This is a genomic window from Leifsonia sp. 21MFCrub1.1 (assembly GCF_900107895.1).
GTDB lineage: Bacteria > Actinomycetota > Actinomycetes > Actinomycetales > Microbacteriaceae > Leifsonia > Leifsonia soli.
Map to the genome: position 1 here is coordinate 3,627,328 of NZ_LT629867.1, position 12,526 is coordinate 3,639,853.

The following is a 12,526-nucleotide window of genomic DNA, read 5'->3' on the forward strand; positions in this document are numbered from 1 at the left end:
TGGCCTCCCCTACATTTCCCCCATGGGAATCGAACTCGACACGAATGCTGTCGCGCGCCTGCGCGACGGCATCTCGGGAACCGTCTACGTCCGCGGCGACGAGGGCCTCGCAGCGGAGGTCGCCTGCTTCAACCCCGCCATCCGCCACGATCCGGACATCGTGGTCGCCGTCGCCTCCGACGACGACGTCGTGGAGGCCGTGCGCTTCGCCCGCGCGGCCGGTCTGCCGGTCCGGGTGCAGGCGACGGGGCACGGAGCGGAGGCGCCGATCGTCGGGGGCATGATCGTCTCGACACGCGGCCTCGACTCGCTCTCCATCGACGCACGGTCCCGCCTGGCCCGCATCGGTGCGGGCCTGCGCTGGGCTCCCGTCATCATCGCCGCGGCGGAGCACGGACTCGCGCCTGTCACCGGATCGTCGACCAGTGTCGGCGCCGTCGGCTACACGCTCGGCGGCGGGGTCGGCCCGCTGGCGCGCCGCTACGGGTTCACCAGCGACTGGGTCCGCGCCTTCCGCGTCGTCACCGCGGACGGCGAGCTCGTGACGGCCGACCGCGAGACGAACCCCGACCTGTTCTGGGCCCTCCGCGGCGGCAAGGGCGGCCTCGCCGTCGTCACGGAGATGACGCTGGAGCTGGTGGAGCTCCGCTCGCTGTACGGCGGCAGCGTCTTCTTCGACGGCGGAGCGATCGAGCCGGCGTTGCGCGCCTGGGTCGACTGGTCGGCCGAGCTGCCGGACGAGGCGACGACGTCCGTGGTGCTCCTGAACGTGCCCGACGTCGAAGGTCCGCCCCCGTTCCTGCGCGGCCGCACCGTCCTCAGCGTCCGCTTCGCGTACCCCGGCGACCCGGCAGAGGGCGAACGGCTGTTCGCACCCATCCGGGCGGCGGCGCCCGTGTATCTCGACTTCGTCGCCGAGATGCCCACCACCGCTGTCGCGAGCATCCACAACGATCCGGAGGAGGGCGGCCCGACCTGGATCCGCGGCTTCATGCTCGACTCGTTCGACCAGGACTCCGTCGACGCCATCCTCGAGCTCGCGGGCCCCGGATCCGGCTCGCCCTTCATCGCCGTGGAGGTCCGTCAGCTGGGCGGGGCGACCGCACGCGACCCGGAGGACGGCACGTCCGTCGGCGGGCGCGACAGCGGCTACACGCTCAGCCTGCTCTCGGGCGACCCGTCCACCTTCGCCGAGGCCGCTCCCGCGCGGGCCCGCGCCATCGCCGAAGCCTTGCAGGAGTCGGTCTCGGCGATCACCAACGTCAACTTCGCAGGAGACCTGTCCGACCGGGCGGCCTTCGAGAGGGTGTGGCCGACGGCGATCTCCGAGCGCCTCCAGGTCGTCCGTCGGGAGTGGGACCCGGACCGCGTCTTCGCGTTCGGACCGGCCTGACCGGCGTCACTCGCTCCAGATGCTCGGCGCGTCGACGCGCGTCGACGGGAGGGCGGCATCCGCTCCCCAGGTGCGCAGCCACTCGGGCACCGTGACGTCGGTCGGGGACGGCCCCACCGCATCCAACAGCTCGTCGATGGTCACGATCCCGCCGCCGCGCTTGAGGAAGCGCCCGCGGATGAACGCCTGCGTGTAGATCTCGCCGTCCACCGTGAAGCGCTGCTCGACGTAGACGGCCTTCTCGTCGAAGCCGAGGATGCGCGATTCGACGACGAACGGCTGCCACAGCTCCAGCGACTTGCGGAACGAGATGGTCTCCGACGCCACGACCGGATACCAGCCGCGCTTCTTGAAGATCGCCCACACGCCGTTGCGCGTCAGCAGGTCGAAGCGCCCGATGTCCGCGATGGAGAGATACACGCCGTTGTTCATGTGCTTCAGGATGTCGAGGTCCGTCGGCAGCACGCGGAACCTCGTGCGGGCCACATCCCAGTGGCCGAGCCGCGCTCCGAAACGGGAGATGATCGCGTGAAGCATCGTCCGGAAGATCATGTGCACGGCGATCATGTTAGTGATCCGCCACCGGAGCGGCGCATCCCTTGTGCGATGTCTCCAAGGCGCGGCCGACCGCGCTGGATGCGGCTTGTGCGCACCGCATCAGCCGCGGGAGGCGGTCAGCTGATCCGGAGGCTGGCGATGCGGCCGTCGCGCAGCTGGAACTCCATCGGACCGGTGCCGTTGAACCCCTCGCCGGTCACCGTGAGGGTGACCACCCAGGCGCCGGGTTGCGTGCCTTCGCGGGCGTCGACGAGTTCGAAGTGCGACTTCACACCGATGTTGTCGGTGCTGTCCCAGCTTCGGACGCCGGCGTGACCGTGGAACTCCCGGCCCCAGTCGTTCAGGTACGCGTCATCCGTGAAGGTCTCGACGAATCCGGCGGAGTCCCCGTCGTTGGTCCGGTCGATGAACCGCTGGATCGGCTCGGGCAGTGCGTCGTGCGCCATGGCAGTCTCCCGTCGTGGTGAGTGCGTCCCAGAAGAATCCCAGCACGTTCAGCGCGGGAGGGGAACCTCGACGATGCTGGTGCCGGCGGGAGGCGCGGAGAGCGCCTGGTCGAGCTCGCCCTTGGTGCGGACGACGCTGTGCTGCCATCCGTAGGCGGACGCGAGCGCGGAGAGGTCGACGGACTGCGGGGTGTAGAGGACGCGGTCGAACGCGTCCGACGTCGCGGTTGCGGCCACCTCCAGGCCGTCGAAGATCGTGCCGCCCCCATCGTTGCCCACGACGACCTGCAGGTGCGGGCGCATCTCGCCGGCGCCCATCAGCAGCGAGCCGACATCGTGCAGCAGCGCCAGGTCGCCGAGGAGCACGCGGGTCACCCCGCTCGGGGCACCCGCCGCGCGGGCCGCGGACTGGCTGGCCAGCGCGATCCCGGTCGCCGTGGCGATGGTGCCGTCGATGCCGGCCAGTCCGCGATTGGCGTGCACGGTGATCTTCTTGCCCGGAACGATCCGGTCGACGTCGCGGATGAGGCGGGATGCGCCGAGCACGAGCCGGTCGTGCGGCCAGGTGTACCGCCACACGGCCTCCGCGAGGAGCGCGCGCGTGATCGGCGCCCGGATGGCCGCGAGTTCCGCGGAGGCGAAGGCGAGGGCATCGGCGGGGTCGAACGATCGAGCCTTCTCGACATCCGGTGCGACGGCGGCGGGGTCGGCTTCGCGTTCTGCCTGCTCGGCGATGCGTCTGCTCGCGAACACCCACCGGCCGACCCAACCGCGCACCTCCGGCGAGCGCACGTCGATGGTGTCGGCGGCGTGCACGCCGCCGACGATCCGGGCGCGGTGGCCGGGGTTGTACGCCTGCGCTCCCGCGGGCGCGACGACGACGACCTCCACGTCGGCACGGGTGAGCAGGAGCGGCACTTCGCGGCTGAGCGTGGGATGGCCGAAGACGATGGCGCGCTCGACCGCTCCCCCGAACGTGTCGTCGCGGAGCAGTTCCCGGTAGGAGACGACGAGATTGGGACCGAAATGGGCTCCGCTCGACACCTCGGCGAGCAGCGGGAAGCCGCCGTCGCGCGCGAACTCTTCGGCGACCGGTCCGGCGTCGGCACCGGCGACGACGACCGTTCTCGGGCCGCCGCCGATCGTCAGGACGTCGCGGCCGAGCGCCTCCGGTCCGGCCATCGCGGGCAGCGTGCCCTGGAGCGGTCCGGGCAGCGGGGGGACGGCCACCGAGAGCGGCTCGCGGAATGCGACGTTGAGGTGCACGGGTCCGGGGTCCGCCGTGTCGGCGCCGACCGCTGCCCGGACCGCCGCTGCGCCGAGCGCGGATGCACGATCCCCCTCGTCTCGGGCTCCCGTCGGCGCGTCGACGTCCTCGGACCAGTGCACGGCGGCGGCATAGAGGCCGTCCTGCTGCGTGGTCTGGTTGGAGCGGATGCCGCGCAGCTCCTCCGGACGGTCGCCGGTGACGATGATGAGCGGGATCCCCGCTTCGTGCGCTTCCAGGACGGCCGGGTGCAGGTTGGCGGTCGCGGTGCCGCTCGTGGTGATGACCACGGCGGGGGCACCGGTCTCGCGGGCGAGGCCGAGCGCGAGGAATCCGCCCGAACGCTCGTCGATGCGCACGTGCAGGCGGGCCGAACCCGACCGTTCGAGCTCGGCCGCGGCGAGCGCGAGGGCCTGCGACCGCGAGCCGGGACTCACGACGAGGTCGCGGACGCCGTGACGGACGAGAGCGCTCAGAAGCGCGAGGGAGAAGTCCGTCGCCGGGTTGCCGGTGCCGACCGGACTCGTGCCGACCGAGGTGACGTCGCCCGCGTGCGGGCGGTCACCCATCCCTGCGGCCGGTCTGATCGTTGTTGTCGGGACCGTTCTCGTCCAGCTCGGCGAGCTCCTTCTCGAGCTGACGGATGCGCTCCTCCTGGTCGTGGTCCATCCGGAGCTTGCCCAGGAACTCGGGGTCGTCGTCCGGTGCGCTCACGCGACGCGCGAGGTCCGCCTTCCGGCGGCCGCGGCCGATCAGGAACCAGAGGATTCCGCCGATGACCGGGAACAGGATGATGACCAGCAGCCACACGGGCTTCGGGAGGCCGCGCACGCGCGAACGGTCGAACAGGGCGCAGTCTGCCACCGAATAGATGTAGAACACCACGGCTGCGACGCCGAGGGCTATCCAGAGGCGAACCATGGGTCAATCGTAACTCTCAGAGACGCTCTCTAAGCTGGGAGGGTGAAGCGGATTCCCTCTTGGATCACCTACACCGTGCTGCGCCTTCTGGTGTTCGCGGTGCCGCTCGTGATCCTGCTTCTGGTGGGGCTCGTGTGGTGGCTCGCGGTCATCGCCGCCGCCCTGATCGGCCTGTGCCTCTCGTACATCTTCCTGAGCCGTCCGCGCAACGCGGTGTCGGCCGACCTGTACGCGGTCCGCCATCGCGAGAAGCCGGTGCGGTCGGAGGACGACGACGTCGAGGACGCCGCGGTCGACGATGCGGCGGTCGGCGATGCGGCGGTCGGCGATCCGGCGGCCGACGACGTAGCGGTTCAGGATGCATCCGCGGCCGATGCAGTTGCCGACCACGCAGCAATCGACCACTCGACCGCCGAGCCGCAGGAGCGCAAGCGCGACTGACGGTCTCCCGTCAGAAGGCGTAGGCCGCGCCGAGCGCGATCCCGACCAGCAGTCCGGTGAGGCTCGTCAGCTGCAGGGCGGTGACCAGTTCGCGCGAAGTGCGGCTGAAGAGCGTGATCACGCACGCCGGGAGCGCCGCCAGGAGGGCGAACATCCCGTACCAGGCGAACGGGTAGAACACGGCCAGGACGGCGAGGATCGCGAACGGCACCAGAAGCAGCACGCAGAAGACGATGCGGGATGCGACCCGGCCGAGCAGCACCGCCAGCGTCCGCTTGCCCGCCAGCTTGTCCGGTTCGATGTCGCGGATGTTGTTCACCATGAGCACGGCGCAGGCGATGAGGCCGGCGATGACCGCGCCGTACCAGGCCTCCTGATTGACGAGCCCGGCGAGCATGTAGGTGGTGCCGGCGGTGGCGACGAGGCCGAAGAAGACGAAGACGAACACCTCGCCGAGCCCGTAGTAGCCGTAGGGCCGCTTGCCGCCGGTGTAGAACCAGGCGGCCGCGATCGCGGCGACGCCGACGATCAGCACCCACCAGTACTGCGTGAGGATCACCAGGATCAGCCCGGCGACGGCGGCGAGCGCGAAGAAGGTGAGGGCGACGGTCAGCACCGCGCGCGGCGTGGCCTTGCCGGAGCCCGTGAGGCGGCCGGGGCCGACGCGGAACTCGTCCGTGCCGCGGATGCCGTCGGAGTAGTCGTTGGCGTAGTTGACGCCGATCTGCAGCAGGACGGCGACGGCGAGGCACAGCAGCGCCCGCACCGGGTGCCAGACGCCGGGACCCTCGGCGACCTTCGCGGCGCCGACGCCGATCAGGACGGGCGCGATCGCAAGCGGCAGGGTGCGGAGCCGCGCGCCGGCGATCCAGTCGGCGGTCGTCGCGGGCTTCGCCGGAGCGGAGGCGGCACCGGGGCGCCGGCTTCGGCCGCCGCGTGGTCCGCGGGAGGTCTGCGGAGCCATGCGCTCCATGCGGGGCTTGTTCTGACTCATCACAGAGCGAATCGTAACAACACGGGCTATGCCTCTCGTTCACCGGCCAGCCGGGCGAGTGCGACCCGATCCGGCTTGCCGCTCTCCAGCCGGGCGAGGCGGTCCACCACCACGATCCGCGCGGGGGCGGCCGCACGCCCCAATCGCTCTCTCACCGCCAGGCGCAATGCCTCGAGCGACGGAAGCTCCGCATCCCCGGCGGGCGTCTCGACGACCACGACCGGAACCTGACCCCAGCGGGCGTCTTCGAGCCCGACGACGATGGCGTCCTGCAGCCCGGCATGGTCGCGCACCGTGCGCTCGACCTCGTCGAGCAGCACCTTCTCGCCACCCGAGATGATGACGTTGTCGGCGCGCCCCAGAACGCTCACGTGCCCCGCATCGTCCACGGTGCCGAGGTCGCCCGTCCGGTACCAGCGTGCGTCGTCGGCCTCGTAGAAAACCGCAGCCGTCCGCTCGGGATCGCCCAGATACCCTTCCGCGAGCATGGGCCCGGAGATCTCCAGCTGGCCGCCGACGACGCGCGCCGTGGCCGTCCCGATCGGGACGCCGTCGTAGACGCATCCGCCCGCGGTCTCGCTCGACCCGTAGGTGCTCACGATGCGCGCTCCGATCGACTCCGCACGCTCGCGGAGCGGCTGGGGCAGCGCCTGCCCGCCCACCAGGATGCCGTCGAACCGTCGGAGCGCTTGCGCCACCGGCCGCGAGCCGGCCTCGACCGCATCGACCAGCCGGGCCAGTTGAACCGGCACCAGCGAGGTGAACCGCAGGTCATGGGTCAGCTGACGGGAAAGGGAGGCGAACCGCTCTGCGTCGAAATGGCCGCCGCCGTACAGGATGGGCTCGGTCTCAGCGGCGAGAGAACGCACCAGCACCTGTGCGCCGGCCACGTAGTGGGCCGGGAGCGCCAGCAGCCACTGGCCCTGACCGCCGAGGGCGCCCGCCGAGGCGGCCGCGCTCGCCAGCAGGGCATCGGCGGACAGCGCCACCCGCTTCGGCACACCGGTCGAGCCGGAGGTCTCGATCACGAGGGACACGTTCTGCGGGACCCGTTCGCTCGTCGTCGGCCACGAGTCGGACCCGGCCGACGAGCTCCGGGGGACGACCGCTGCGCCGCCGCCGCCGAGCGCCTCCCGCAGGGCGACGAACACGTCCTCGGGCCGCGATGCGTCGACCACGCGGAGCTTCCGGGTCATCGTCACGCCTCAGTATTGCCAGGGGAACGGCGACCAGTCCGGCTCCCGCTTCTCGAGGAAGGCGTCCCGGCCTTCGACCGCTTCGTCCGTCCCGTACGCGAGTCGTGTCGCCTCTCCGGCGAACAGCTGCTGCCCGACCAGGCCGTCGTCGACCGCGTTGAAGGCGTACTTGAGCATCCGGATCGCGGTCGGCGACTTCGTCAGGATCTCGTTCGCCCATTCGACGGCCACCGTCTCCAGCTCCGCGTGCGGGACGACCGCATTGACCGCGCCGCGCTCGTACGCCCGCTGCGCCGAGTACTCCCGCGCCAGGAAGAACACCTCGCGCCCGAACTTCTGACCGACCTGCCGCGCGAAGTAGGCGGAACCGTAGCCGGCGTCGAACGATCCGACATCCGCATCGGTCTGCTTGAACCGGCCGTGCTCTGCACTCGCGATCGTGAGGTCGCACACGACGTGCAGCGAGTGCCCGCCTCCGGCGGCCCACCCGGGCACGACCGCGATGACCACCTTCGGCATGAATCGGATCAGGCGCTGCACCTCGAGGATGTGCAACCGGCCGCCCCGCGCGGCGTCGATGGTCGACGCCGTCTCGCCCTCGGCGTACTTGTACCCGTCACGCCCCCGGATCCGCTGGTCGCCGCCCGAGCAGAACGCCCAGCCGCCGTCCTTCGGGCTCGGGCCGTTGCCCGTCAGCAGTACGACACCGATCTGCGGGTCGGTGCGCGCGTCTTCCAGCACGGAGTACAGCTCGTCGACCGTGCGGGGGCGGAACGCGTTCCGGACCTCGGGGCGATCGAACGCCACCCGCGCGATGCGCCCGCTGACGTCGTGGTGGTAGGTGATGTCGGTGAGGCCATCGAAGCCGGTGACCTCGCGCCACACCTCCGGGTCGAAGAGTTCTGAGACGTCCGCTTGCATGGATCCAGCCTACGGTTCGCGGCCCCGCGCCGATCGGCTCGTGCAAAACTTGTGGAATGGTGCCGGACCTCGCCGACCTGTTGGCAACTTCACGCGTGGTCTCGCTTCCGATGACCACCCGCTTCCGCGGGATCACGGTGCGCGAGGCGGTGCTCATCGAGGGTCCGTTCGGCTGGACCGAGTTCTCGCCGTTCGTCGAGTACGACGACGAGGAGGCGACGGCCTGGCTGCGCGCGGCGATCGACTTCGGCTGGAGGGCGGCGCCGGAGCCGCTGCGTGACCGCATCCCGGTGAACGCGACGGTTCCGGCCGTCCCCGCCGACCAGGTCCCCGCGGTCCTGGCGCGGTTCCCCGGCACGCGAACGGCGAAGGTGAAGGTCGCCGAACGCGGTCAGACCCTGACCGACGACGTCGAGCGGGTGCGAGCCGTCCGCGACGCGCTCGGCGCGGAGGGCCGCGTGCGCGTCGACGCGAACGCGCTCTGGAACCTGGACGAAGCGGAGCACGCGATCCATGCGCTCGCGCCGTTCGATCTCGAGTACGTGGAACAGCCGTGCGCGACCGTCGACGAGCTCGCCGAGCTGCGGCGCCGCATCCGCTACATGGGCATCCCGATCGCGGCGGACGAGAGCGTGCGGAAGGCGGCCGATCCGCTCGCCGTCGCCAAGGCGGGGGCCGCAGACATCGTGATCGTGAAGGCGCAGCCCCTCGGCGGAGTGCACGCGGCGCGGCGGATCGTCGCGGAGGCCGGACTCCCCGCTGTGGTCTCCAGCGCGCTCGACACGTCGGTCGGGATCGCCATGGGAGCCCACCTGGCCGCCGCGCTCCCCGAGCTGGAGTTCGACTGCGGGCTCGGTACGGTCGCCCTGTTCGCACAGGATGTCGCCGACGAACCGCTTCGTCCCGTGGACGGGAGCATCCCGGTCGTCCGCCCCAGCGTGTCGTCCGCCCGGTTGGACGAGCTGCAGACCGACCCGGAGCGCACGCAGTGGTGGCTCGACCGGCTGGCGCGCTGCCACCGCATCCTCGAGCGCGGGCTCGCGCTCTGATCCGGCCTCAGCTGTAGAGGCGCTCCGGAACCTCGAGGCCGTAGATCGCGCGACCCGAGTTCCAGATCGCGGCGCACGCCGCGCGGAGCAGGTCGAGCTCGTCCGTTCCTTCGGACAGGATCCGGACGTCGTTGCCGTCGATCGCCACGGTCGCATCCCGCACGCTGACCGCGCCGTTCTTCGCTGTCTTCACCTCCGGATACGGCTCGCTGAGCCCGCGGAGGTCACGGACGATGAACGTGGGCCGCGATTCCGCGTCGGCGGAGAGCAACTGCTTTCCGCCGTCGATCCCGGTGAGGACGAGGACGGACGCGATGCCCGCCCGGTTGGCGCCGAGGATGTCCGTGTCGAGCCGGTCGCCGATGAACAGCGGCTTCTGCGCGTGGAACCGCGCGACCGCCTCGTCGAAGATGGCCCGCTCCGGCTTTCCCGCGACCAGAGGCAGCCGCCCGACCGCGGTGTGCACGGCCGAGACCAGCGTCCCGTTTCCTGGCGCGATTCCCCGGGCGACCGGGATCGTCCAGTCGGTGTTGGTCGCGATCCACGGGCGCTCGTCGTCGGTGCGTCCCTGCAGCGCGAAGGACGCCTCGGCCAACTCGGCCCAGCCAACGTCGGGCGAGAACCCCTGGATGACCGCGGCCGGCGACTCGTCGGCCGAGCGTGTCACGGTGAAGCCGCCCTTCTCGACCTCGTCGACGAGACCGTCGCCGCCGACCACCAGGATGCGGGAACCGGCGGCCACGTGCTGCGCAAGCAGCCGCACGGCGGCCTGGGGAGACGTGACGACGTCGGTCGGCGCGACGCGCAGTCCGAGGTGGGTGAGGTGCTCGGCGACGGATGCATCCGTGCGCGACGCGTTGTTCGTGATGTAACCGACTCGCAGGGTTTCAGCGACGGCGTTCAGGCTCTCGACGGCATACGGAATGGCGTCCGGGCCCTTGTAGACGACGCCGTCGAGGTCGGCGAGAACGAGGTCGACGCCATCGAGCGGCGCACGCCCTTCAGTGCTCCGTCGGAACAGCGCCATCGGTCGGCTCACCCTCCTCGTCATCCCGGGCTTGGTCATCGGTGTGATCCTCGTCGACGAGCTCATCGCCGTCGTGGTCGTCGTGGTCACCCTCGTTGTGGAGGTCGGCCTCATCCTCGCTGAGGAGCGCTTCGACTTCGAGCTCGTCCTCGTCGAGGAGCGGCTCGTCGGACGACTCCTCCGGGTCGAGGGGCACCTCCTCTTCGATCACGTCGATCGTCTCGAGTTCGTCCGTCGGGTTCGCCTGGTCGAAGGCTTCTTCCGCCCGCTGCGCCAGCTCGCGCCAGCGCGTGGCGTCCCCGTCGCGTCCGAGGTCGTCGAGCACCTCCGCATAGGCGTGGAACAGGTCGGCACTGTACGAGAACGCTCGGGTGGGATCCAGCTGGGGGATCTCGAGCTCGGCCAGCGCGGCTTCCGGCTGGCCGAGGTCGAGCCGGGCACCCGACATGGCGATGGCCAGTGACACCTGGACATCGGCCGGGAGGGTGGATCGGTCGACGGAGCGGCCGAGTTCGAGCGCACGGTCGGGCCGGCCGACGCCACGCTCGCTGTCCACCATGAGCGGCAGCTGGTCGTTGGACCCGGAGATGCGCCGGTATGTGCGCAGTTCACGCAGCGCCAGGGCGAAGTCGCCGATCGCGTACGCGGTGATCGCCAGCGTCTCGCGGACGACGGCCACGCGTCCCGCCCGGCGGGCGGCCGAGAGAGCGTGCTGGTGCGCCAGCTCCGGGTCGTCCTCGATCAGGCGGCTCGCCATGACCAGGTGCTTGGCGACCCAGTCGGCGTTGTCCTTGCTCAGGGTCTTCAGTTCGACGCGAGCCTCACCGGGAAGATCCCGGGCCTGGACATCCTCGGGGATCAGCGGGTCGTCGTGACGCGGACGGACGGACTGCAGCTCGCGGGCGAGCTGGGCCTCTTCGTCGGTGCGCCAGCTCTCATCGCGAGCGTCCCTGTCTCCGCGCGCCGGTCGACCTTCGCGCGTCCAGAGTCCGTCGTTCTTCGGGGGACGGCCCTGCCTGTCGTCGCGGAAACCGCCGGAACGCGGGCTGTCGCCCGCCCTCGCGGGGCGACCGTTGTACTGTCCGCGGTCACCGCCCGAGCGATACCGGTCGCCGCCCTCGGTGCGCGGCTTGCCGCCACGCGACGGTCGGTCGTCGCCGCCACGCGGCTTCCACTCACGAGCGGGACGGCCATCGTCAGAACGCGGCTTCCACTCACGAGCCGGACGGCCATCGTCAGAACGCGGCTTCCACTCGCGAGCCGGACGGCCATCGTCAGAACGCGGCTTCCACTCGCGAGCCGGACGCCCGTCGTCAGAACGCGGCTTGCCGCCACGCGACGATCGGTCATCGCCGCCGCGCGGCTTCCACTCACGAGCCGGACGGCCATCATCAGAACGCGGCTTCCACTCACGAGCCGGACGCCCATCGTCACGCGAGCGGCCGCGATCGCGGTCGCCTCCTCCGCGCTCGGTGCGGTCACCGCGGTACTGCGGCGCCCCGCCGCGGTCGGAGCGATACCCGCCCGAGCGGCGCTCATCGCTGCCGGCACCATCCGTCCGGTTGCTGCGCCAACTCCCACTGCTCGACACCGAGCGGTCGCGCGAGGCGCCGCCGCCCGTACCAGGCCGGCCACCACGGTCTCCGTCGTTCCGGGCGGGCCGATACCCGTCGCCGCCGGTACGCGGACGGCCGGTTGCGCGGTCCTCGCGGGAACGATAGCCGTCGCCGCCCCGCGGCGAAACACTGCGGGCATCGCCGTCGTTCCGGCCAGGCCGGTACCCGTCGCCGGTGCTCCGTGAACGTCCCTGCTGACCGCCCCCATCGCGCGACGGTCGGTACCCGTCGCCCCGCGGTGCGCGGCCACCCTGGTCGCCGTCCCGGGACGGTCGGTATCCGCCGTTCTCGCGCGGCCGGCGACCCTGACCAGAGTCGCCTCGATCCTGCCGGTACCCGGCACCCCCACGGTCGGAACGGTCGGGCTGCTGGCGCCGCGGTCGCTCGTTCCGGGCGTTCTCGTCTGCCGGTGTGTCGCTCACGGCTTCTCCTGTCGAGTCGGCGGGTCGAGCCCAGCCTATGCTTCGTACTGCTACTGACCCCGTTAACGCGAAATGGCCACCCATCACTGGGTGGCCATCTCACAAAGAAGTCCGGCGGTGTCCTACTCTCCCACAGGGTCCCCCCTGCAGTACCATCGGCGCAGAGAGTCTTAGCTTCCGGGTTCGGAATGTAACCGGGCGTTTCCCTCTCGCTATGGCCGCCGAAACACTATTGATGTATCAAAGTGAACGATCAAGCTTCGCTTGAATCAGTT

12 protein-coding genes and 1 rRNA gene are annotated in these 12,526 nt (G+C 70.9%); 3 read left to right on the forward strand and 10 right to left on the reverse strand.

Translation table 11 applies throughout. The features are described 5' to 3' along the window. The first annotated feature begins 22 nt into the window (after positions 1 to 22). A complete protein-coding gene (locus BLW09_RS17135; RefSeq protein WP_089915573.1) occupies positions 23 to 1,393 on the forward strand; it encodes an FAD-binding oxidoreductase in 1,371 nt (456 codons plus the stop codon). Between the two features lie 6 nt (positions 1,394 to 1,399). Here BLW09_RS17135 and BLW09_RS17140 read toward each other — a convergent pair whose 3' ends face one another. The 4 genes from BLW09_RS17140 to BLW09_RS17155 all read right to left on the reverse strand — a co-directional run bounded on the left by BLW09_RS17140 (position 1,400) and on the right by BLW09_RS17155 (position 4,585). Continuing rightward, positions 1,400 to 1,960 carry an acyl-CoA thioesterase gene (locus tag BLW09_RS17140; RefSeq protein WP_089915576.1) on the reverse strand — a complete coding sequence of 187 codons (561 nt, stop codon included), beginning with the start codon at positions 1,958 to 1,960 and terminating at the stop codon, positions 1,400 to 1,402. Positions 1,961 to 2,067: 107 nt separating this feature from the next. Further along, the gene (locus BLW09_RS17145; protein WP_089915579.1) at positions 2,068 to 2,397 is read right to left on the reverse strand and encodes a nuclear transport factor 2 family protein; all 330 of its coding nucleotides are present in this window, start codon (positions 2,395 to 2,397) and stop codon (positions 2,068 to 2,070) included. Between the two features lie 48 nt (positions 2,398 to 2,445). Next, positions 2,446 to 4,233 (reverse strand): 2-succinyl-5-enolpyruvyl-6-hydroxy-3-cyclohexene-1-carboxylic-acid synthase, encoded by a 1,788-nt coding sequence (gene menD / locus BLW09_RS17150; protein ID WP_089915582.1) that lies wholly within the window; start codon positions 4,231 to 4,233, stop codon positions 2,446 to 2,448. After that, complete coding sequence (locus tag BLW09_RS17155; RefSeq protein ID WP_089915584.1) at positions 4,226 to 4,585, reverse strand: PLD nuclease N-terminal domain-containing protein; 360 nt, start codon at positions 4,583 to 4,585, stop codon at positions 4,226 to 4,228. Before BLW09_RS17155 ends, menD begins: the two co-directional genes overlap by 8 nt. Before the next feature lie 42 nt (positions 4,586 to 4,627). Here BLW09_RS17155 and BLW09_RS17160 point away from each other — a divergent pair, with 42 nt between their 5' ends. Beyond that, on the forward strand, positions 4,628 to 5,026 hold the full coding sequence (locus BLW09_RS17160; RefSeq protein WP_231946931.1) for a DUF4229 domain-containing protein: 399 nt from the start codon (positions 4,628 to 4,630) through the stop codon (positions 5,024 to 5,026). A gap of 10 nt (positions 5,027 to 5,036) precedes the next feature. Here BLW09_RS17160 and BLW09_RS17165 read toward each other — a convergent pair whose 3' ends face one another. From BLW09_RS17165 to BLW09_RS17175, 3 genes are read right to left on the reverse strand one after another with little or no spacing between them, the layout of a single operon-like run. Then, on the reverse strand, positions 5,037 to 6,020 hold the full coding sequence (locus tag BLW09_RS17165; RefSeq protein WP_089915590.1) for a 1,4-dihydroxy-2-naphthoate polyprenyltransferase: 984 nt from the start codon (positions 6,018 to 6,020) through the stop codon (positions 5,037 to 5,039). Positions 6,021 to 6,046: 26 nt separating this feature from the next. Next, positions 6,047 to 7,216: an AMP-binding protein gene (locus tag BLW09_RS17170; RefSeq protein WP_089915593.1), complete on the reverse strand. Its 1,170-nt coding sequence runs from the start codon at positions 7,214 to 7,216 to the stop codon at positions 6,047 to 6,049. 9 nt (positions 7,217 to 7,225) lie between these two features. After that, positions 7,226 to 8,137: a 1,4-dihydroxy-2-naphthoyl-CoA synthase gene (locus tag BLW09_RS17175; RefSeq protein ID WP_089915596.1), complete on the reverse strand. Its 912-nt coding sequence runs from the start codon at positions 8,135 to 8,137 to the stop codon at positions 7,226 to 7,228. A gap of 56 nt (positions 8,138 to 8,193) precedes the next feature. On the opposite strand from BLW09_RS17175, the gene BLW09_RS17180 reads away from it, so the two are divergent. After that, on the forward strand, positions 8,194 to 9,186 hold the full coding sequence (locus tag BLW09_RS17180) for an o-succinylbenzoate synthase (protein WP_089915598.1): 993 nt from the start codon (positions 8,194 to 8,196) through the stop codon (positions 9,184 to 9,186). 7 nt (positions 9,187 to 9,193) lie between these two features. On the opposite strand, the gene BLW09_RS17185 is transcribed toward BLW09_RS17180, so the two are convergent. The 3 genes from BLW09_RS17185 to rrf form a co-directional block, all read right to left on the reverse strand. Beyond that, positions 9,194 to 10,213, reverse strand: a complete 1,020-nt coding sequence (locus BLW09_RS17185) for an HAD-IIA family hydrolase (RefSeq protein WP_089915601.1) — start codon at positions 10,211 to 10,213, stop codon at positions 9,194 to 9,196. Continuing rightward, complete coding sequence (locus BLW09_RS19220; protein WP_231946932.1) at positions 10,188 to 10,970, reverse strand: hypothetical protein; 783 nt, start codon at positions 10,968 to 10,970, stop codon at positions 10,188 to 10,190. Before BLW09_RS19220 ends, BLW09_RS17185 begins: the two co-directional genes overlap by 26 nt. A 1,390-nt stretch (positions 10,971 to 12,360) precedes the next feature. Next, positions 12,361 to 12,477: ribosomal RNA gene (rrf, locus tag BLW09_RS17195) — 5S ribosomal RNA — on the reverse strand. Between the last annotated feature and the right edge of the window lie 49 nt (positions 12,478 to 12,526).